This is a genomic window from Sphaerisporangium sp. TRM90804, assembly GCF_029846175.1.
Lineage (GTDB): Bacteria > Actinomycetota > Actinomycetes > Streptosporangiales > Streptosporangiaceae > Sphaerisporangium.
The window spans coordinates 232582-254396 of record NZ_JARWAC010000010.1 but is presented as its reverse complement, the minus strand read 5'-3'; the positions used below and the strand labels follow the sequence as shown (position 1 = coordinate 254396).

15 protein-coding genes are annotated in these 21815 nt (G+C 72.6%); 6 read left to right on the top strand and 9 right to left on the bottom strand.

What is annotated here, in order from left to right; all coding sequences use genetic code 11:
- Positions 1-224: 224 nt before the first annotated feature.
- Positions 225-815, top strand: a complete 591-nt coding sequence (locus PYR91_RS13975) for a DsbA family protein (protein ID WP_279780164.1) — start codon at positions 225-227, stop codon at positions 813-815.
- A 242-nt stretch (positions 816-1057) separates the two neighbouring features.
- Here PYR91_RS13975 and PYR91_RS13970 read toward each other — a convergent pair whose 3' ends face one another.
- The 4 genes from PYR91_RS13970 to PYR91_RS13955 form a co-directional block, all read right to left on the bottom strand.
- Entirely contained in the window at positions 1058-2296 is a 1239-nt protein-coding gene (locus PYR91_RS13970; protein WP_279780163.1) for an MFS transporter, read from the bottom strand.
- Positions 2297-2696: 400 nt separating this feature from the next.
- Positions 2697-3902, bottom strand: coding sequence for a peptidogalycan biosysnthesis protein (locus tag PYR91_RS13965; protein WP_279780161.1), 1206 nt, complete (start codon positions 3900-3902; stop codon positions 2697-2699).
- Positions 3899-5257 carry an ATP-grasp domain-containing protein gene (locus PYR91_RS13960; protein WP_279780159.1) on the bottom strand — a complete coding sequence of 453 codons (1359 nt, stop codon included), beginning with the start codon at positions 5255-5257 and terminating at the stop codon, positions 3899-3901. The genes PYR91_RS13965 and PYR91_RS13960 overlap by 4 nt, the downstream gene beginning before the upstream one ends.
- The gene (locus tag PYR91_RS13955) at positions 5250-5585 is read right to left on the bottom strand and encodes a hypothetical protein (protein WP_279780158.1); all 336 of its coding nucleotides are present in this window, start codon (positions 5583-5585) and stop codon (positions 5250-5252) included. Before PYR91_RS13955 ends, PYR91_RS13960 begins: the two co-directional genes overlap by 8 nt.
- A gap of 206 nt (positions 5586-5791) precedes the next feature.
- Between PYR91_RS13955 and PYR91_RS13950 the strand changes: the two genes are divergently transcribed.
- Positions 5792-6841, top strand: a complete 1050-nt coding sequence (locus tag PYR91_RS13950; protein WP_279780157.1) for a questin oxidase family protein — start codon at positions 5792-5794, stop codon at positions 6839-6841.
- Positions 6842-7168: 327 nt separating this feature from the next.
- Positions 7169-9133, top strand: a complete 1965-nt coding sequence (locus PYR91_RS13945) for an FAD/NAD(P)-binding protein (protein WP_279780156.1) — start codon at positions 7169-7171, stop codon at positions 9131-9133.
- 63 nt (positions 9134-9196) lie between these two features.
- Here PYR91_RS13945 and PYR91_RS13940 read toward each other — a convergent pair whose 3' ends face one another.
- From PYR91_RS13940 to PYR91_RS13920, 5 genes are all read right to left on the bottom strand, one after another.
- Positions 9197-10171: a TauD/TfdA family dioxygenase gene (locus PYR91_RS13940; protein ID WP_279780155.1), complete on the bottom strand. Its 975-nt coding sequence runs from the start codon at positions 10169-10171 to the stop codon at positions 9197-9199.
- 42 nt (positions 10172-10213) lie between these two features.
- The gene (locus tag PYR91_RS13935) at positions 10214-11839 is read right to left on the bottom strand and encodes a class I tRNA ligase family protein (RefSeq protein WP_279780154.1); all 1626 of its coding nucleotides are present in this window, start codon (positions 11837-11839) and stop codon (positions 10214-10216) included.
- Between the two features lie 4 nt (positions 11840-11843).
- On the bottom strand, positions 11844-12227 hold the full coding sequence (locus tag PYR91_RS13930; protein WP_279780153.1) for a cupin domain-containing protein: 384 nt from the start codon (positions 12225-12227) through the stop codon (positions 11844-11846).
- 18 nt (positions 12228-12245) lie between these two features.
- Positions 12246-13598: a SidA/IucD/PvdA family monooxygenase gene (locus PYR91_RS13925; protein WP_279780152.1), complete on the bottom strand. Its 1353-nt coding sequence runs from the start codon at positions 13596-13598 to the stop codon at positions 12246-12248.
- A 728-nt stretch (positions 13599-14326) separates the two neighbouring features.
- Positions 14327-15181 (bottom strand): cellulose-binding domain-containing protein, encoded by an 855-nt coding sequence (locus PYR91_RS13920; protein WP_279780150.1) that lies wholly within the window; start codon positions 15179-15181, stop codon positions 14327-14329.
- A gap of 597 nt (positions 15182-15778) precedes the next feature.
- Here PYR91_RS13920 and PYR91_RS13915 point away from each other — a divergent pair.
- From PYR91_RS13915 to PYR91_RS13905, 3 genes are all read left to right on the top strand, one after another.
- Positions 15779-16207, top strand: a complete 429-nt coding sequence (locus PYR91_RS13915; RefSeq protein WP_279780148.1) for a hypothetical protein — start codon at positions 15779-15781, stop codon at positions 16205-16207.
- 197 nt (positions 16208-16404) lie between these two features.
- A complete protein-coding gene (locus tag PYR91_RS13910) occupies positions 16405-20430 on the top strand; it encodes a Pls/PosA family non-ribosomal peptide synthetase (protein ID WP_279780147.1) in 4026 nt (1341 codons plus the stop codon).
- Positions 20431-20450: 20 nt separating this feature from the next.
- Positions 20451-21797 (top strand): M1 family metallopeptidase, encoded by a 1347-nt coding sequence (locus PYR91_RS13905; protein ID WP_279780146.1) that lies wholly within the window; start codon positions 20451-20453, stop codon positions 21795-21797.
- The last annotated feature ends 18 nt before the right edge of the window (positions 21798-21815 follow it).

Below are 21815 nucleotides of genomic sequence, written 5' to 3'. Positions count from 1 at the left end.
GAGCTTCACACGGACGCCGCGCCGCCGCCGGCCGGACGTGCCGTCCCGTCCCCACCGGCCGGGCGGCGTGAGTTCGCAGGTGGGCGGCATTCTGGAATAAGACAGGGGGGCGCACGGGTGGGACGATGAGGCCCGGGGTACCTCGCCGGGCCAGCCTGCGCCTGAGCCGGGCCGCGGCTGTGGTCGCCGACATCGACGGAACGCCGACGACAGGATGTGAAGCCGTGAGCATCACCCTCTGGTTCGACCCCATCTGCCCCTTCACCTGGCGCACCTCGCGATGGGTGCGTGACGTCGCCACCCGCCGCGGCGAGTCGGTGACCTGGCGGTTCATGAGCCTCGCCATCCTCAACGAGGGCAAGGACATCCCCGAGCGGCTGCACAAGGCGCACCAGAAGTCGACCGCGGCGCTGCGTGTGCTCGCCGCCGCCGAGCAGCGGTTCGGCCAGCCGGCCGTCGACCGCCTGTACTCCGCGATCGGGCACCGCGTGCACGTCCTGGACGACGACCTCACGACCGACACGCTCGCCGGCGCGCTCGGCGACGCCGGGCTGCCGGCCGACCTGCTGCGGGCCGCGGACGACGACGCCTACGACACGGTGCTCAGCGAGAGCCACCACCTCGGGCAGTCGCGGGTCGGCACCGAGAGCGGCAGCCCGGTGACCGCGATCGACGACGGACCCGGCTTCTTCGGCCCGGTGGTCGCGAGCGTTCCGGCGGCCGACGAGGCCGACCGGCTCATCGACGCCATGCGCCTGCTCTCCACGGTGCCGGTGTTCAGCGAGCTGAAGCGCGAGCGCGCCCCGCTGAGCTGAACGGCGCCGGACGGAACTCATGGAACCGGAGCCCCGCCGGATTCACCAGGACCGCAGCCCGTCCGGACACACGAGGAAACGCCGCGGGGGCGGAAGGATCTCCCTTCCGCCCCCGCGGCGTTTCCCTGCTCGGTTCCCGGTTTCCGTCCTCCTTCGCCGGATCCCCGGGATGTCGGGGTTCTTCCTGGTGGGTCTCTTCCTTTTCCGGGGGTCATCACCCTCCTGAGGGTCGTCGGCGGGGGTCAGACGGGCTGCGGCTCGTTCCGGGCGGCCTCGGCGGCGCGCTCGGACTCCTCGAACCGGCTGAGCGCGCTGGGCAGGAACCTGGCGAAGACGAGCCAGCCGGCGGCCAGCGCGATGATGCAGAAGAACATGGCGGGGCGCAGGCCGAGCCAGTCGCCCGCCAGGCCGCCGACGATGCCGCCGACGCCGATCGCGCCGAAGGCGAGGAACCGGTAGGTCGCCGAGACCCGGGCGAGCATGCCGTCGGGGGTGGCGCGCTGGCGCAGCGAGATGCCGTAGATGTTGAACACCGTCATGCCGACGCCGTAGATGGTGAAGGACAGCGTGGTGAGGACGATCAGCACGGCCTGCGAGCCGGCGGCGAAGGGGATGATGACCGGGGCGAGCGACGCCACGCCCATGCCGAGGATGAGCACGCGGGTCGTGCCGAGCTTGTCGCCGATGAGCCGGGCCACGGCCGAGCCGCTCAGCACGCCGATCGCGCCGAGGGACATCGTCAGACCGACGAGCTGGGGCGAGAAGCCGAGCACGCGGATGCCGTACAGCAGGTAGAGGGTGAGCACCGCCTGCTCGAAGAGGTTGAACCAGGCGCCCTGGAGGGTCAGCACCCGCAGCAGGGGCATCTTGGCGGTGAACTTCATGCCCTCGGCGATGCGCTTGAACGTGCCCTCGCCGCCGCGTGCCGGGAGCCGTACGTGCTTCTCGCGGGCCCGGATCGTCAGCACGCCGAGCGCGGCGAGCACGTACGCGACGACGGCCGCGACCATGGCGGTGGACCCGCCGAACGCGCCGATCAGCAGTCCGCCCAGGCCGGGGGCGCTCACCATGGCCAGCGAGAACGCGATCTCCAGCCGGCTGTTCGCCTGGACGAGCTGGTCGTTGCGCACGAGATTCGGTATGTAGGCCTGGTAGGCGACGTCGGAGAAGGCGATCAGCGATCCCATGCCGAAAGCGACGAAGAACAGCACGTATATGTGCACGAGGCCGAGCGAGGTGGCCAGCGGCAGGCTGGCGGCGAGTATCGCGTTGCCGATGTAGGCGGCGATGAGCGCGGGCCTGCGCGGGCGGCTGTCCAGCCACGCGCCGGCGAAGAGGGTGACGACGAAGACGGGGAAGAACTGCGCGGCGCTCAGCAGGCCGACCTGCGTCGGGGTGGCGGCGAAGGTGATGACCGCCATGAGCGGCAGCACGACGGCGAGGCTTTTCGAGGCGAACTGCGCGACGATCTGGGAGAGCAAAAATTTCGTGAAGTCCTGATTTATCAGAAGCTTGGACGCCCTATTCTCACGTGGCAGGGCCGCGGAATCGGCGTGGCGTTCCGGCGCTTCCAGGGTGGAAACCGTCATTGAAATAGTTCCTTTCGAATCGTGGCGGCCGGCCCCCGATGGGGTTGTCGGCCGGAGTTGTTCTGGTAGGAACAACTCTGCGCTTTCCACGATCCGCGGAACAGAAGAATCGAATGCAGCAAGCTGCCCCGCCGCTGCAGCTTCCTGCCATGCGCCGAAAAACGGGAACCCCGCGGCGGCGCGTGTGCGCCGCCCGGCACGCCCCCCGGACGCGAAGAAGTCCCACGGCCGCCCGGGCCATGGGACTTCCTCGACAAACGCGGTTCCCCGCGTCGTCAGCGACGCGAGGGGATCAGCAGAACGGATCCCACAGGTCGCGCACCAGCGCCTTGGCGACCGCCGGGGACGACTCGCCCCAGCCCGCCACGACGCTCGTGTTGTACGCGCGCACGTCGTCGTCGCGACCGGCGAGCACGCTGTCGCGCGACAGGTCCAGCATCCACAGCGGGCGCAGCTCGGCGCCGCGCAGCACCTTGGCCTCGGCGGCCTCGATGCCGGCGTGCAGCCAGCGCATGCCGTTCTCGGCGGCGATGATCACCGGGATGTAGTACACGAGGTTGAAGTACTCCGCGGCCCCGGCGAGCCGGTCGTAGTCGAACCCCGCCGCGCGCAGGTACAGGGTCTCGCCCCACATGTAGTAGAGGCAGTACCCGACCGGCTCCTCCCCCGGGCGGCCCAGCAGCAGCACGCGGGCGTTGTCGCCCAGCGCCTCCGACTGGATGCGGATGGACTCCGCGAGGTCGTCGACGTCGGCGTCGTGGCCGTACCGGCGCTCGGTGCACGCCAGCAGGCGGGCGGCCTGCCGGTAGCACTCGCCGAGCGTGGTGTGGACGACCTCGTAGCCGACCTCCAGGAAGTTCCTGCGGTCCCTGCGGACGATGTCGCGCCGCCGCTTGGAGGGCAGCGCGCGCATCCACTCGTCCCAGCCGCCCTCCTCGGGCAGCGGGATCCAGGCGTCCGGCTGGAGCGCCACCGGCATGGCCTGCACCCCGGCGGCGCGCAGCGCGACGACGTCCGGCGTGGACAGGAACATCGCCACGGCGGGGACGGCGTCCCGGCCGCCGGAGGCGCCGGCGGGCATGAGGCCCTCGTCGCCCGCGCGGGCCAGCTCGCCGGCGAGGTCCTCCACACCGGCCAGCAGCTCCTTGGCGGCCTGCTCACGCGAGATGCCGGGCGAGGCGAGGACGTTCGTCTGGTATCCCCGGTGCGCGCCGACGAGCAGCCCGCTCTGTCCCGGCGACGGCAGCCCGCCCTCGCCCAGGATGCGCTCCCACTGGTAGAAGGGGTTGCCGATCGAGCGCACGGCGGTCACCGGGACGCCGACCGTTCCGCCCGGCACGTCCAGGTGCAGGCCGCCGGTGGTGATGCCCCGGTCGCCCGCGCAGAAGCGCAGCCAGTCGACCGAGGAGTAGAACTGGTCCCGGGCGAGCGCGTCCCAGCGGGCGGGGTCCATGCCGCCCGTCACTCCCGCGAAGGCCGCGACCGAGGAGTCGCTCACGAACGGCTCCCGGCGTCGGCGAGCACCCGGCCGGCCTCGGCCTCGTCGGCGGCGGTCTCCTCCGCCACGCTGATCGTCACCGCGGCGGTGAACCGCTCGGCGAGGCCCTCCACCGGCGCGTCCAGGGGGGTGTCGAAGATGACGGAGACCGAACGCGCCTCGGAGTCGGTCTGCGGGCCGAGCACCGTTCCGGGCCGCTGGGTGACCAGGACGGCGTGGTCGCGCGGGGGCGCGTCGGCGGCGACCGGCTCGAAGACCGGCCAGTTGTTGTCGACCGACACCCAGGACGCCGGGGCGCCCGTGCTCGTCACGTCGCGCAGGCTGCCGTACGGGTGCTCCAGGTAGACCTGGTACGCCCGGCGGCGCGGGGCCGGGTAGGAGGTCGGCTCGCCGAGGGCGAGGTCGATCATGACGGGCTCCAGCGGCTGCCCGGTGGCGAGGTGCCACAGGAAGGTGATGCCGTCGCCGGGCAGGCGCGTGGCCACCTCCATCAGCACCGCGCGGCCCTCCGAGAGCCGGAACTCCGCGTGGGTGATGCCGTCGCCGAAGCCGATGCGGCGCAGCACCTCGGCGTTGGCGTCGAGCAGGGCCTTGACGCTCTCCTCCGGCAGCAGCGCGGGCGAGGAGTGGCCCATCTCGGTGAAGAAGATGCCGGTGGACTCGTTGGTCGCCTTGCCGGTGACGCCCGCCCAGATGACCTCGCCGTTCTGGGTGAGGGCCTCGACGGAGAACTCCGGCCCGACCACCCGGCTCTCGACGAGGACGGTCTCGTCCTCGGGGTAGGTCGCGAGGATCGCGGGAAGCTCCTCGGGGGTCTTCACCTGGCGCACGCCGAGGCTGGAGAAGCGCCCGACCGGCTTGACGACGACGGGGAACGAGATGCCGTCGGTGGAGAAGCCCGGGCGCTCCTCGGGGGTGACCACGCGGAAGTCCGGCGACAGGTGCGGCACGGTCGTGCGCTGCAGCAGCTTGTTGCGGCTGGTGCGGCTGGCGCCCGCCCCCGCGCCCGGCAGGTTGAGGCAGGCGGCGACCATGCCCACGGGCTCCACGAAGAAGTCGCCGATGCACAGCACGCCGCGCACGTCGTAGCGCCGCAGGAGCGGCTGGATGGCGGGCACCACCAGGTCGACCTTGGGCTCGGCGACGTTGACGACGTCCGCCAGCAGCGACAGGGGGTGCGCGGCGTCGGCGCGGCAGGCCGCGAGCTCGCCGGGGTCGGTGTCGGGCGTGACGACCAGCAGCGGGGCGTACCCCCGGCGGTGCGCCTCGGTGATCAGCCGGAGCTGCCTCGCGACGATCACCATGTCGCCCATGAACAGGATGGCGCGCGGGCGGGACGAATTCGTATCAGTCATGATGTCCGATTCCCTGAACAGGTGTCAGCCGGTGGTGGATGGTGCTCAGGGAGAGGGAATGTGCCGGTGATCGTCCCACGCCGATCCCGCCGGTCGTGTGCGACGGCCGGCGTAACGCACCGGTGCTCCGGCAGGAGAATTCCCCGGACGCGACCGGGACCAGAACCGGAAACGGAAAGGCGGGCGCGCACGCCGCGATACGAGGTCCGTGGTTCGCGGGCCCCCGCCACACGGAAATGAACGCGCCAATGGCGTGGCCGGCCTCGACGAATGGCGCCACCGAACGGGCCTCGCGAAATTCGATGCCATCGGTCACGCTGTCGAGCATCAAACCATCTCCTCTGCCCTACGCCCAGTCAATACGCTCCGGTCGCGGGTGTCTTCTTCGATTGTGCGGTGGTGGCCGCGGCGGGCCTCGGGAACATGCGTGTGAGTGGGGCCGCGCCAATGCGGCCGGGGTTAGGCTTTCCAGCGAACCGGGGCCGAGCGGCGCACTCCCGGTGGCGGCCCCGCACCATCCCTGGGGAGACGATGATGAGCAGCGGAATCCTGAACGAGGCCTACGAGCGCTTCCAGGGCACCGGCCCTGAATGGGGGGAGAGCAAGCTCACCAACCACGGGCCGATGGCCGTCGAGGTGCTGGTCAGGCGCGGCCACGAGGACGACGTGCACCGCTGGGTCGACGCCTACGCCCGCCGCCTGGACGACCTGCCGTCCGCCCGTCGGCCGATCGACGAGACCAACTGGCGCGAGGCGCTCGGCGACGGCGACCGCGTGGGCGACTGGGCCGAGTACTTCACCCGCCAGGTCGCCGAGCGGCCGTGGCGCGAGGTGCTGGCGGTCTGGTGGCCCCGGCTGCTCCCCGGCATCCTGGCGGGCGTCACCCACGCCGTCATCAGGGTCAGCCACGCCGTCCGCACCCTGCTGGCCGACGAGCACAACGCGACCGCCGCGGCCGAGCTGGCGCAGGGCCTGGCCTTCTGGGGGGCGCGCTCGCTCGGCATGCCGGTGACCGCCGAGCCGGGGGGCGACCTCGACCCCGGCGAGGCCATGGAGCGCGTCCCGCGGGTCCCCTCCCAGGACGGGCCGGTCAGGGTGCGCCTCGGCCAGCTTCCCGGCCTGCCCGGCTGGACGGGGTCGGTCGCCGCGCTGCGGCCCGCGCTCACCGCCGACGACGTCCCGGCGCGGCTGGAAGCCCTGGTGGACGCCGCCACGCTGCGGTATCTCACCCACGGGCACGCGAGCCCGGTGATCCTCGTGCACACCGCGACCGCGCCGAACGCCGTGCTGCACACGCTGCCCGCCCTGCCCCGCGAGCTGTGGGTGCCCAGCCTGTCGGCCATCTGGGCCGCCTGCGCCGGGGTCCAGGCCGCGTTCGAACCGGTGCTGGGCGCGCCGCGCGAGGCCCTGCCGGTCGCTCCGGCCGGGCCCGACGCCCTGAACGACGTGATGGAGGCGGCGATCGCCCACGGCGACGAGCACGTCATCAAGTTCACCGACACCGCGGCCGAGGTCTTCACCCGCACCGGCCACCCCGACGCGCTCGCCGCGGCGGTCCGCGTCCGGCTGTTGCTCACCGGCTGACCGTCCGCGCCCTCCGCCGGCGCGCCCCGCTTCCTGGCGACGCCGGAGGGACGCGCAATTGGGCGGGCCTTTCCCGCCCCACGTCATTACGCCCCCGCCGGGCCTCCGCAAAGGTGCCGGCGGGGGCTTTCCTCGTTCTGGGCTCCCTTTCCCCCTTTCCGCGCGCCGTGGCAGGAAGCTGTCGGCGCGGGGCAACTTGATGACTTTCACATCCCTGGCCCGCGGACCCCGCGGCGAGCAATGTTGTGAGCGGAACGAATTCACGTCCCGGTTTCCCGGGGCCGTGCGCCGCCATTACCCATTGCCTGTCGGAAAAGGGATGCATAAATGAGAGACACGCAGAACGATCCGCTTGTCGTCGTCATCGTGGGTGCGGGCCCCCGGGGGACGGGGGTGCTGGAGCGCCTGCTGGCCAACGCCGCCGAGACGCCGCCGTCCCGGCCGCTGTCCATCGAGCTCGTCGACCCCCACCCACCGGGCGCCGGGCGGGTGTGGCGCGAGCGGCAGTCGCCGTTGATGTGGATGAACGCCACCGCCGAGAACGTCACCATGTTCCCCGACGAGACGGTCACCTTCGAGGGGCCGATCCGGCCGGGGCCGTCCCTGAGCGAGTGGGCCGCCGCCGACGGCGCGTGCGCCGATGTCGGGTGCACGACGTTCGCCACCCGCCAGGTGCAGAGCCGCTATCTGCGCTGGGTCTTCGACAAGATCGTCGCCGAGCGCCCGCCGAACGTCTCCGTGCGCGTGCACACCACCCGTGCCACCCAGATCGAAGGGGGCACCCGCACCCGCCAGCGGGTGTGGCTGGAGGGGCGCGACGAGCCGCTGCGGGCGGACGCGGTGATCCTCGCCATGGGCCACCTGGACGCCGTCCCCGGCAAGGACCACCGGCTGCTCGCCGACTTCGCCGACCGTCACGACCTGCGTTACCTGCCGTGCGAGTACTCCGCCGACACCGACCTGTCGAGGTTCAGACCCGGCGAGGACGTGATCATGCGCGGCATGGGCGCCGCGTTCATCGACCTGATGGTGCTGCTGACCGAGGGTCGCGGCGGCCGCTACCTCGAACGCGACGACGGCCGCCTGCGTTACGTCCCCTCGGGCCAGGAACCCCGGCTGCACGTCGGCTCGCGACGCGGGGTGCCGTACCGCTCGAAGATCTCCTACCGGCTCGCGGGCGATCCCACGCCGCTGCCGCGCTTCTTCACGGCGTCCGACGTGGACGAACGGTTCGCCGACCGTGAACGCATCGAGTTCTGGCCCGACCTGTGGCCGCTGATGGCCAAGGAGATCGCCTACGGCTACTACCACGAGCTCTTCACGGCCCATCCGGACCGTGTCGCGATCCCCTGGGAACGGTTCGACGCCGCCTACGCCGGGCTCGACTGGGGCGGTGAGCCGATGCGCGAGCTGATCGAGGCGTCCGTCCCGGCCGAGGAGGACCGCCTGGACCTCGCCGCGCTCGACAAACCGCTGCGCGGGCTCGACTTCGACGACCCCGAACAGCTGCAGGAGAAGGTGCGCGACCACGTCAGGGCGGACATCGACCGGCGCTCGGACAGCCGGTACAGCGCCGACCTCGGGGCGTTCCTCGCCCTGCTCTCGGTGTACGGGCAGATGCCGCTGCTGAGGTCCGTCGCGAAACTGCCCGCCCGATCCCGTGTCGCGGACCTCAACGGCTGGTGGCAGGGCTTCTTCGAGTACTACGGCAGCGGCTCGCCCGGCGAGCGCACCCGGCAGCTCCTCGCGCTCGCGGAGGCCGGCGTCATCCGGTTCGTCGGCGCCGACATGTGGGTCGGCATCGACGAGGAGAAGGGGGTGTACCGAGCGGGCGGCACGAGCACGCCGCACGTCGTCGAGGCGACCGCCATGATCGAGGCACGGCTGCCCGACGCCAACCTGCACACCTGCACCGAGCCCCTGCTGCGGTCGTTGTACCGCCGCGGTGACGCGTCCGAGCACGTCCTGGTCGACGAGGACGGGTTCGTGCACCGCACCGGGCTGCTGAACGTCTCCCCCGAGGACTTCCGCGTCGTGTCCCGGAACGGGACCCCGCATCCTCGCCGTTTCGCGCTCGGCCCCTTCACCAACGTCCGGCAGTTCGCGACGTTCGCCCGGCCCCGCAGCAACGCGGTGTCGTTCCGGCAGAACGACCGGCTGGCCAGGGACGTGCTCAGCCTGCTCGACGCGCAGCGAAGCGTGCCGCGCCTGGTGCCCGACTACGAACGCGCCCCCGCACGCGGGTACGCGGCCGGTGAACGCGAGTACGCGGCCGGTGAACGCGCGGCGTAGGCCGGTCTCCTCGGGAGACCGGCCCTGCCGGACCGTCCCGGGCGGCGCCCGGGACGGCGGCGGCTAGCGCGACAGGACGTGACCGTCGGCGGGACGGTGGTCGCGCGACCGGCGCAGGTTGACGGCGACGAAGGTGCGCTGGAGCCAGCGGTCCTGGCCGTCGTAGCGCGGCCGGAAGGCGGTGCGCCCGTGCACGGTGACACGGTTGTCCACGATGGCGAGGTCCCCGGTGACCAGCCGCGCGCTGCGCGCGGTCCGGTCGAACACCTCGCCCAGCTCGGCCAGCGCCAGCTTGGCCCGCTGCGTCAGCGGCGTCGTGGCGGCGAGGTCGACCCGCATGTCGGGGTCCTCGGGGGCGCCGGACAGCACGCCGTGCGGGGTGGTGGCGTCGCCGTTCGCGCCGAACGAGGGAGGGGCCTCGGTGACGAACTCGGGCAGGAACAGCGTCCGCCGCGTCTCGACCGTCAGCAGGGGGAGCACCTCGCGCGAGCACGCCGTGCGCAGTCCCGCGACCCGCTCGTGGTCGGGCCGCAGGCACAGCAGCATGACGTAGTCGGGCCGGTGCTCGTGGAAGGCGTTCTCGTTGTGGAACGACAGCATGACCGACCCGGCGTTGCCCTGGAACTCCTCCTTGCCGGGCACGGGGACGACGTCCTGCACCAGCGCGCCCGACTTCTCGGCGCGGAACGCGATCGGGTCGCCCAACGCGCTCGCGACGAGCATGAGCACCGCGGCGGGGCCGGTCAGCGAGTGCTGAACGGAGCCGTCCACGGAGGGGGTCGCGGGCAGCAGGTCCTCCTCGACGGGCATGCCGCGCAGCAGCAGCGAGCCCGTGGGGCCCGAGTGCCTGCGGAACTCGCGCAGCGCCCGGCGCAGCGCGAGGGGCAGCGTGTCAGAGGCGTTCCGGGCCGCGGCCACCGTCGCGGGGTCGTTGACGATCTGGTCGCCGGACGTGCGCACCGCGAGCACCGCCCTGCGGACCGCGGCGGTGTCCGCCGCGTCCATCGCGATGTGGGACGCGGGCGTCTGCGTGATCATCGATAGCAATGTCTTCACCGTTCACTCGAGATCGGGCGGGTTTCAGCGCGCGTCCGCCGCGTCGCCGGGGGTGTCCAGCAGTGGCAGGGCGAAGGGTGCGATCCGCGCGGGACGGAACTCGCCGGCGTCCAGGCGGCTCGCGAACCCGCCCGCCTCGCCCGCGGCCCGCGCCAGGTCGATGAGGATCGGCGACGCGCAGGCCATCAGGACGCGCACGTCGAGGAAGAGGTCGCCGAGCCTGGCACGGTCGCCGCCCGCGCCCTCGTGGACGAGCCGCGCCTCGCGGACCATGCGGTCGAGCTGGCCGACGATCAGGTTGGCGGCGCGGGTGAGGCTGTAGCCGGACAGCTCGTAGCAGGCGCGGAACCGGGCCAGCACGGCCTCGGCGCGCCGGCGTCCCTCGTCGGACACCGGCAGCGACGTGTCCTCGGCGCCCGCGTCGGCGACGGCCTTGCCCAGCAGCCCGGCCAGCCGGTTCCACGGCCGCACCAGGCGGTCGCCGGCCACCTTGTTCAGCGCGTCGCGGCTGAAGTTGGTCTGCTGGTGCTCGGGGCAGCTGATCGCGAGGTAGAACCGCACCAGGTCCCTCGGCACCTCCCGCAGCAGGTCCTTGGTGTAGAGCACGTGGCCGAGGCTGGTGGAGAACTTGGCGTTCTCCAGCTCGTAGAACTCGTTGGAGATGAAGGTCTCCGGCAGCGCGTACCTGCCCTCGTGCGCCATCAGCGCCGCGATGTGGGTGAATCCCCAGAAGTAGACGTTGTCGAAGCCGATGAAGTAGACGATCTCCGGGTCGTGCTCGGCGCGCCACAGCTCGTCGTCGTCCGCGTGCCGCTCGCCGAGGCGCTCGGCGGCGTACGCGGTGGTGTACATGACGGCGGGCATGCCCTCGGCCCAGGCGTTGATCCGCTGGCCCGGGGTCTCGGGGAACGGCGCGGGGATGCCCCAGCCGATGGGGTAGGTGATCGGGAAGTCGGGCAGCGGCCGGGCCAGCACCTCGCGCACGAGCTGCATGGTGTGCGGCCGCAGCCGCGGCTCGCGCTCGCGGTAGTAGGCGGTGAGCCGCTCGCGGTACTCCTCCATCGGCAGCACCAGGATGCGGGCCTCGCGGTGCGTCACCACGTCATCGGGGTCGACGGTGGAGCGCGGGTCGACCAGCTCGTCGAAGTTGTTCTGGTGGCCGCAGGTCTCGCACAGCCCGCCCCGGCTCTCCACCATGCAGATCGGGCAGTAGCCGCAGACCAGGCCCTCGACGAGGTACTCGCCCGTGCGCTCGGAGTACGGCAGCCTGACCGTCTTCTCCCGGAACCTGCCGGCGAGGTGCAGCCTGGTCCAGAACTTCAGCACCGACGCCCGGTAGCGGTCGTCGTACGGCGCGAACCCGTCGAGCGAGACGCCCATGCCGGCGAGCGTGCTCCGGATCTCGTGCCAGGACCGGCCGCTCAGCTCCTCCGGCGTGAGCCCCTTGCGCCGGGCGCTGGCCAGCACGTACGTCTGGCTGTCGTCGGTGCCGCTGGAGAACACCACGGGGCGCCCGTTCGAGCGCAGGTAGCGTGCGTACACGTCGGCGGCCATGAACGGGCCCGCCAGGTGCCCCACGTGCAGGTCGCCGTTGGAGGTCGGCGGGGTGTCGATGATGATGGCCCGGCGGGCGGCGTCGCGCTCGTTCACGGGGTCAGCCTCCGTTCCGCGGGTCGAGGCTCGGGTCGCGGTCGCGGGCGACGAAGTTCTCGCTCATGGGGACGTCCCACCACACGGCGTACATCTGGAAGTCCTCGTCACCGTCGTTGACGACCTGGTGGTCGACGTGCGGCGGGAAGTGGACGATGTCGCCGGGCCTGAACGGGGTGCGCTCGCCCTTGGACGACAGGACGGCCTCGCCGGAGACCGCGATGAAGATCTCGTACTCGTGGTGGGCGTGCGCGGTGGTCGCCGTGCCCGCCTTGACGACGCACCAGGCGCCCTCGAAGGGGGCGTTGAGCGCGGCCCACGGCACGAGCCGCTGGGAGTGGTTGTTGGCGGGACCCAGCAGGTCCCGGTCCAGTCGGCGAACTTCCACGATGGCTCCTTCGCGCTCTCAGTTGGCGGAGACGGGGACGGGGACGGCCGGCACCGGCGCGTCGTCGGCCGGCTCGACCGGCACGCCCTCGCCGGACGCCTCGGGCCTGCCGGCCGCGCGGGCGGCCAGGACGTCGTTGGTGATCTCCCAGGCGCGCACGGCCTGCATGCTCAGCAGCGAGTCGGCGATGCCGTGCGTCGCCTCGTTCAGGCCCTGCAGGTAGCAGCCCGCGGTGGCGGGGCCGGGGATGTCGAGCTTGTAGGTGCGGTTCACCGTGACGCGCTCCAGGCCGAGCGCGTCGGCCATGCCGCGCACCAGGGCCGGCATGGCGCGCACGAAGCCCGTGCCGAGCAGCACCAGGTCACAGCGCAGCTCCTCGACCTCGCCCGTCCTGCGGTCGGTCAGCTCCAGGACGACCTCGTCGCTGTCCTCGCGCGCCGAGGTCACGTCGTGCATCGTGACCACGCGCAGCCGTCCCTTGCCGGTCAGCCGGTCGAGGTACAGCGAGTTGTACAGCTTCTCCAGCGTCGCCGGGTTGAGGCCGGAGTAGTTGGTGATGTGCATCTCCTTGAGGATCTGCTCGCGCGCCTCGGGCCGTGCGTCGAAGAAGCCGTCCACCGCCTTCGGGAAGTACAGCTCGTTGGTGAACTTGCTGTTCTCGTACGTCTTCAGGCCGATCGACCGCATCACCATGGTCGGCTGGCAGCCCGGCAGGTCGCTCTGGACGGCGTCGAACATCTCGGCCGCGCTCTGCGCGCCGCCGACCACCACCACCCGGTAGGGCACCGCCTTGGGCAGCTCGGCGATGCGCTGGATGTACTTCGTGCTGTGGATGACCCGCCGTGCCGGCAGGTTCGCGAACTCCTCGGGGACGTAGGCATCCCTGCCGATGCCCATGACGAGGTGGCGGCTGCCGATCGTCGAGCCGTCCGCCAGGCGGGTGAGCCAGCCGGTGAGCGTTCCGTCGGCGTCCCGCAGCGGCTCGATCGCCGTGCAGCGGCGGGCGTACTCCAGGCGCACCCTGGTCAGGGAGTCCGCGACCCACTTGAAGTAGTCGGAGATCTCGATGCGGTACGGCCAGAGGCTGCCCATGTTGATGAACTCGCTGAGCCGGCCGACCGAGTGCAGGTAGTTCACGAAGGAGAACCGGCTGCGTGGGTTGCGCAGGGTGACGAGGTCCTTGAGGAAGGAGACCTGGCTCTGTGCCTCCGGCAGCAGCATCCCCGGCTGCCAGGCCACGGTGTCGGCCTGTTCGATCACCAGCGATCCGGCCGCCAGGCCCGCGGGCGCCAGCTCTTCGAGGGCCACGGCCAGCGCCAGGTTCGCAGGCCCGGCACCGATCGCGAGCAGTTCCACATCCCTGTGTTTCATCGGATTCCTCGGGTTTCTGTCGGCTTGTCCGTGGCACGGTGGGGCGACCGCGTGTCACGTGGTCGCGTGACACGGCGTCGCGTAGGGCCTGCGGCTTGTTGGCGTTCGGCCACGTGGTCGGGGGGTCGAAGGCTTGGGGCGACGACCGGTGGCGCCGTCCCCGGGCCACCGCGCCCGCCGAGGGACCTGCGAGCAGACGACGTTCGCGGTCCGGATCCGCGGGGCCGGACCTAGGGGGTTCTCGCTTCGGCTGGGTGGCCGGGAGGCGAGCCATCCGGTCCCGGCCACTTCGCAGGCTGCCCGCAGGCGCTATCGAAGCCCTTTCACCCGCCTATTCACAGGGGTCACCCGAGACGGCGGGGAGCAGGCGCGCCGACTGTCCGCGCGGCCTCTCACCAGGGGCTGCCGGACGATTTCCGGCCGATAGATCCGGGGTCGCACGACCCCGACGGGGGTGCGCCGCGCCCGGCAGGAGCGGGGCGTCGACCCCTGAAACGGAAGAAGGTCACCGGTGACGGGCATGCCGGTGAGACCCGGCCGAGGTCACCGGCGAGGGGCGACCGGCGGCACCGAGGCACGCCGGTACGGCCCGGCTCAGGAGGTCACCGGCGACGGGCGACCGGCGGTGTCGAGAGGCATGCGGGTGCGGCCCGGCTCAGGAGGTCACCGGTGACGGGCGACCGGTGCGGTCGCGGGCATGCCGGTGAGACCCGGGGCCCGCGCGGGGGTCAGCCGCAGGTGGCGCCGTTCAGCTGGAAGACCGACGGGGTGGGGTTGGCGCCCTCGTGCGTGCCCCTGAACCCGATGGCGACGGTCGCGCCGGGGGCGATGTTCTGGTTCCACGACAGTGGCGTGGCCGTCACCACTGAACCGGTCTGCGTCCAGTTCGCCGACCACCCGGAGGTCAGCCGCTGCCCCGGGTCGGGATAGGTGAAGGTGAGCCGCCACCCGGCGATCGCGGTCGCGCCGGTGTTCTTGATCGACACCGACGCCGTCATGCCGCCGGGCCACCAGTGGGAGTCGTACGTCACCTGGCAGGCGCCCCGCGTCGGCGTGGGCGACGGCGTCACGACGTCGTTGTAGACCGTGACCTCGACCGTCTCCGAGGGCGGGCTGTCCGCGCCCCAGCGGTCGACGGCCACGACGTACAGGCGTGCGACGCGCGTCGCCGTCCCGTACGGCGGGTAGTCCACGTAGAGGTAGCCCTCCGTGACGCCGGGCCCGAACGTGGCGACCTTGATCCTGACCCCGTTGCGCTCCTCGTACACCTGGTAGCAGGCGAGCCCGTCCGCGTCGGTGGAGGCGCCCCACCGCAGGTGCACCATGTTGTTGGCGACCGTCCCCGCCTGCGGCGTCCCGGGTGCGGTCGGCGGCGTCAGCGGAGGCCGGCTGGGCGGCGGGGTCCGGGGGTCGTGACACGGCCACAGCAACGAGGGCGTCGGCCCCGGCGTGCGCGGCGGCAACGTGTCCATACCGGCCACGCCGCTCGTGACCTCGCCGGAGGCGCTTCCGACCGCCGGTACCAGGAAGACCGCGCCGGCCAGCGCCGCGACGGCCCACGACACAGCCCATCGTCCCTTCATGGCCCCGCCCTTCAACACGCCTCGATGCACTCCGAGCACGAGCATGGAAGCGGCCCGGCGCCCGGTCAACGGAAGGGCGCGCCCGGCGGGCGGAGCCGGCCGGGCTGACCAGGTGGCAGGGCACGGCGAGAGCGCCGCCCCCCGCGGCGCGATGAAAATTTCATCACGAGCGCGATACAAAATGCCTGATATGTAGCTGTCGCAATGCGCGGGGAAGCATCCTTCTTCTCGGAAACGACGCCGGATACCCGTCGCGGCCGGTCCGCTGCCTCCACCGGTATGGCGAATGAAATTTCCACGGGTCCCCAGCGTGTGCCCGAGAGTCGAGTATGCAGCATCGTCCCTGGTCAGAGGCAATTAGAAAAGGCATCGTCTTACCTCGTGGGATGCGCGGCGCCTGAAATCCCCCGCGACGGGAGATCACACTCGACAGCCTTCGACGGCCGACAATAATCTCCCGGTGCGGGCCGCTCCGGGTTCCGCGGCGGGCGAATACCCGGCGCGCGCATTTCGCGCCGTCGAGTCGAAGGAGATGGCGAGTTGCTGAAAGACAGTCGATGGCTTCGGGCGGCGAGATCTCTGGCCATCGCTCTTCTGATGGCGGTCGCGGCCCTCCTGCCGCTCACGCCGGCGAACGCCGCCTACGGCGCCCCCATCCCGGTGTCCATGGCCGTGTACGGCGGCGCCGGGGGCACCCAGCTGCTGGCCAGGGTGGACGGGACGCTGGCGTTCGACGACGCGAACACCAGGTACACCTACAGCCTGTCGCTGTGCCGCGTGTCCAGCTTCGTCTCGCCGCACGTCAAGGTCCTCGTCAACGGCGTGTACAAGGACTCGCTGTACTGGAACGGCGGCTCCTCGACGGCCCTGTGCCCGAGCTTCTACACCGCCACCGCGCTGAGCGCCGAGGTGGAGAACGGCGGCACGGTCGCCAACGTGACGCTCACCCTGGTGGGCTCCGACTTCAACAACAACGTCTACCGCGAGCGCACCAGGACCGGGACCTACGACAACCCGTTCAACTGAGCGCGACCCCGCCTTCACCGTCGCGGGAAGGGGAATAGGCGGCCGGGTGACCGGAGTTATGATCGGTCGATGTCCAAGGCGTCAGTCGGGCTGATTCGGGGCAGTAGAGCCGCACAAGGGTGACCCCCGCACGGCGGGTCACCCGATGCCCCTGACGAAGACCCAGGCGACCGTCCGGGCACGCACCAGGAGCCTTCTTGCGCCCATCACCGGTGGAGACCGAGCAGAGCCACCCTTCGCCGAACGGCGCGCTCACCGGCGCGCGACCCGAACCCGCCGGCGACCACCGTCACCCGGGCGCCTCCGGCCCCCGCCCGGCCGACCCCCGCCGCGCCACCGGCTCCGACGCCTCCGCGACGGAGCCGGCCGTCTTCCTGGCCGGGCCGGCCGCCGCGCCGGCCCGCACGCTGGTCGACATCCTCGCCGAGACCACCCGCCGCCACCCCCACGACCTCGCGCTCGACGACGGGGTGACCCGCCTGGACTACCAGGGCTTGGGCGAAGAGGTGGAGAGCCTGGCCCGGGAGCTGCGGGCGGCGGGCGTGCGCGCCGGCGCCCGCGTGGGCGTCCGCGTTCCGTCCGGCACCGCCGACCTCTACGTCGCGATCCTGGCCGTTCTGACGGCCGGCGCGGCGTACGTCCCGGTCGACGCCGACGATCCCGACGAACGGGCCGAGCTGGTCTTCGCCGAGGCCGCCGTCCGCGCGGTCGTCGGCGAGGGCCGCACGATCACCCCGCGCGGCGCCGGCGCCGGGCAGGAGGGCGACGCGGAACGGGACGGGCGGCCCGGGGTGGGGGACGACGCCTGGATCATCTTCACGTCGGGGTCCACGGGCAAGCCCAAGGGCGTGGCGGTGACGCATCGCGCCGCCGCCGCGTTCGTCGACGCCGAGGCCCGGCTCTTCCTCGCCGACGAGCCGATCGGCCCCGGCGACCGCGTCCTGGCCGGCCTGTCGGTGGCGTTCGACGCCTCGTGCGAGGAGATGTGGCTGGCGTGGCGGCACGGCGCGTGCCTGGTCCCGGCTCCGCGCGCGCTCGTGCGCACCGGCATGGACCTCGGCCCCTGGCTGGCCGACAAGGCCATCACGATCGTGTCGACGGTGCCCACCCTGGCGTCGCTGTGGCCGGTCGAGACCCTGGACGACGTCCGCCTGCTGATCTTCGGCGGCGAGGCGTGCCCGCCCGAGCTGGCCGAACGGCTGGCCGTGCCCGGGCGTGAGGTGTGGAACACCTACGGCCCGACCGAGGCCACCGTCGTCGCCTGCGCCGCCCCGCTGACCGGCCAGGGGCGGGTGCGCATCGGCCTGCCGCTCGCCGGCTGGGACCTCGCGGTGGTGGACGACGCGGGCGAGCCGGTCGCCATGGGCGAGACCGGCCAGCTCGTCATCGGCGGCGCCGGCCTGGCGCGCTACCTCGACGCGGCCAAGGACGCCGAGAAGTACGCCCCGCTGCCCTCCCTCGGCTGGGAGCGCGCCTACCGCAGCGGCGACCTGGTCAAGGCCGAGCGGCAGGGCCTGGTCTTCGTCGGGCGGGCGGACGAGCAGGTCAAGCTGGGTGGTCGCCGCATCGAGCTGGGAGAGGTCGACGCCGCGATGCAGGCCCTCGACGGCGTGCTCGGCGCGGCGGCCGCGGTCCGCGCGACCGCCTCCGGGCACCAGCTGCTGGTCGGCTACGTCGTCCCCGGCGAGGGCTTCGACCCCGAGGCCGCGCGCGAACGCCTCGCCGAGGCGCTGCCGGCCGCGCTGGTGCCGCGCATCGCGCTCGTCGAGCACCTGCCGACACGCACGTCCGGCAAGATCGACCGCAACGCCCTGCCGTGGCCCCTGCCCGGCGGCGCGTCCTCGGGCGCGCCCGGCGCGTCCGCCGGGCTGTCGGACGCCGAGCGGTGGGTGGCGGAGCGATGGGCCGAAATCCTCGGCGTGGACACCGCCGACCCCGACGCCGACTTCTTCGCCCTGGGCGGCACGAGCCTGGGCGCCGCCCTGCTGGTGTCGGCGCTGCGCACGCGCTACCCGGCGGTCGCGGTGGGCGACGTCTACGAGTATCCGACGCTGGGCGGCCTGGCGGCACGCCTGACCGCGCTGGCCGTCCCCGAGGTGACGGCCGCCGAGCGCGCCGTGACGCCGGTGCCGCGCCGTGCCGCGCTGACGCAGGCGGCGCTGATGGTGCCGCTGCTCACCGTCGGCGGCATGCGGTGGATCGTCGGCCTGGCCACGCTGAACAACGTCGTGTCGCTTCCCTGGGCTCCGGCCGTCTCGTGGTGGTGGGTGCTGGCCGGCTGGCTGCTGTTCATCGCGCCCTGGAGCCGCATCGGCGCCGCCGCCGCGGTCGCCCGGCTGCTGCTGCGCGGGCTGCGGCCCGGCGTCTACCCTCGCGGCGGCGGCACGCACCTGCGGCTGTGGTTCGCCGAGCAGTTCGCCCTCCAGATCGGGGTGGGGCAGCTGTCGGGCGCCCCGTGGATCACCCGCTACGCCCGGTTGCTCGGGGCGCAGGTCGGCGAGGACACCGACCTGCACACGCTGCCCCCGGTCACCGGCATGCTCAGGCTGGGGAAGAACGCCGCGATCGAGCCCGAGGTCGACCTGCACGGGTACTGGCTCGACGGCGACCTGCTGCGCGTCGGCGAGATCCGCGTCGGCGCCGCCGCCACGGTCGGCGCCCGCGCCACCCTGCTCCCCGGCACGCGCATCGGCAAGAACGCCCAGGTGGCCCCGGGCACCGTGGTCGAGGGCTCCGTCCCCTCGGGCGAGCGCTGGGCGGGCGCGCCCGCGACCCGGCAGGGCAAGGCGCGGCGGTTCCCGCCGTCCGAACGGCCGCCGCGGTCGCGCCGCTGGGAGGCGATGTACGGGCTGTCGGCGATGTTCTTCAGCCTGGTGCCGATCGTGGCCGCGCTGTGCGGCCTCGTCGTGCTCAGCACCTTCCTGCGCGGCGCGGCCACCCTCGCGGAGGCGCTGCCCGCCGCGCTCTACGGCGTCGCGCCCGCCACGGTGACCTCGCTGGCCGCCTTCGCGCTGATCGTCGTGGTGTGCGTGCGGCTGCTCGGCCTGGGCCTGCGCCCGGGACGCCACCCGGTGCACAGCCGCCAGGCGTGGCAGGCCTGGGCCACCGGCCGCCTGATGGCGGCGGCCCGCGTCTGGCTGTTCCCCCTGTACGCCAGCATCCTCACCCCCGCGTGGCTGCGCGCCCTCGGCATGAAGGTCGGCCGCGACGTCGAGCTGTCCACGGTGCTGGCCCTGCCCACGATGACCACCGTGGGCGACGGGGCCTTCCTGGCCGACGACACGATGGTCGCCCCGTACGAGCTGGTCAACGGCAGCCTGCGGGTCGACCAGGTGCGCATCGGCAAGCGCGCCTTCCTCGGTAACTCCGGGATGACGGCGCCCGGCCGCAAGGTGCCCAAGGACGGCCTGGTCGGCGTGCTGTCGGCCGCGCCGAAGAAGGCCAAGGCGGGGTCTTCCTACCTCGGCATGCCCCCCGTCGAGCTGCGCAGGACGGCCGAGGCCGGCGACCGGAGCCGCACCTACGACCCGCCGCGCCGGCTCAAGGCGGCGCGGGCCGTCGTGGAGATCTGCCGCGTCATCCCGGCGATGTCCACGGTGGCGCTCGCCGTGCTGGTCGCCGCGACGCTGGAGTTCCTCGCGGGCTCCTACGGCTTCGCCGTCGCCGCGCTGCTGGTGGGGTTCGTGCTCGCGGGCGCCGGGGCGGTGGCCGCCGCGGTCGCCACCGCGGCCAAGTGGGCGCTCGTCGGCAGGATCACCGCGGGCAGTCGTCCCCTGTGGAGCTCGTTCGTGTGGCGCAACGAGCTGGCCGACAACTTCGTCGAGGTGCTCGCCGCGCCGTGGTTCGCCGAGGGATGGCTCGGCACCGCCCCGCTCAACCTGTGGCTGCGGTCGCTGGGCGCGCGCATCGGCCGCGGGGTCTGGTGCGACACCTACTGGCTGCCCGAGGCCGACCTCGTCGAGGTGGGCGACGGCGCCAGCGTCAACCGCGGGTGCGTGTTGCAGACCCACCTGTTCCACGATCGGGTGATGAGCATCGATAAGGTCGTCCTGCGGAACGGGGCGACGCTCGGGCCGCACGGAGTCGTCCTTCCCGCGGCGACGATCGGGCGGGACACCACGATCGGACCGGCGTCCCTGGTGATGCGCGGCGAGACGGTGCCCGAGCGCACCCGCTGGTTCGGCAACCCGATCAGGCCGTGGGCCCCGCCCTCGTCGAAATGATCTGGAAGGCTAGACCGCACGTGAGCGTGGCACCCGGCACCTCCCGCCACCCCTACTTTCCGGAACGGGGCAACGAGGGCTACTGGGCCGAGCACTACGAGCTGACGCTCGACTACCGGGTGGGCGCCAACCGGCTGCGCGCGTCGGCCGTCGTCTCGGCGTTCGCCACCGCGCGCCTGGAGGCGTTCACGCTCGACCTGGCCGACGCCCTGCGCGTCACCGCGGTGACGGTCGACGGCGTGCCCGCGCGGTTCACGCACGGCCGTGACAAGCTGCGCGTCGTCCCGGCGCGGGGTCTGCACGAGGGCACGCTGTTCGTCGTGGAGGTCAGGTACGGCGGCAACCCGAGCCCGGTGCCGAGCCGCTGGGGCGGGCTGGGCTGGGAGCAGCTCACCGACGGCGTGATCGTCGCGAGCCAGCCGACCGGGGCGCCGTCGTGGTTCCCGTGCAACGACCATCCGGGCGACAAGTCGACCTACCGCGTGACGGTCACCACCGGGTCGGCGTACGCGGTCGCGGCCAACGGCCGCCTGGCCGCCCGCCGCCGCGGCGCGTCCACGACCACCTGGGTGTACGAGCAGGCCGAGCCGATGGCGACGTACCTGGCGAGTGTGCAGATCGGCCGCTACCAGGTGACGGAGGTCGCCGGCCCGGTGCCGCAGCGGCTGCTCCACCCCGCCCGGCTCGCGTCGCGTGTCCGGGCCGACTTCGCCCGCCAAGGCCAGATGATCGCCCTGTTCACCGAGCTCTTCGGCCCCTACCCGTTCGCGTCGTACACCGCGGTGGTGGCCGACGACGACCTGGAGATCCCGGTCGAGGCGCAGGGCATGTCGATCTTCGGCCGCAACCACGTGGACGGCCGCCGCGGCGAGGAGCGCCTGGTCGCGCACGAGCTGGCACACCAGTGGTTCGGCAACAGCCTGACGCTGGGGAGCTGGAGCGAGATCTGGCTGCACGAGGGGTTCGCCGCGTATGCGGAGTGGCTGTGGTCGGAGGCCTCGGGCGGCGAGACGGCCGACACGCTCGCCGGCCGCTGGCACCGCAGGCTGGCCGAGCTCCCCCAGGACTTCCCGCTGGCCGACCCCGGCCCCCGCCGCCTCTTCGACGACCGCGTGTACAAGCGCGGCGCCCTGACCCTGCACGCCCTCCGGCGCACCCTCGGCGACGACGCGTTCTTCGCCCTCCTGCGCGAGTGGACCACCACCTACCAGCACGGCACCGTCAGCACCGCCCAGTTCACCCGCCTGGCCGCCCGCCACGCCGCCACGCCGCTGACCCCCCTCTTCACCGCCTGGCTGCACGCCGACCGCCTGCCGCCCCTCCCCGCCCGGCGAGCCGGCGGCGGAGCCCGCCGCACCCGGCCCTGAACCGCACCCGGCCCGCAC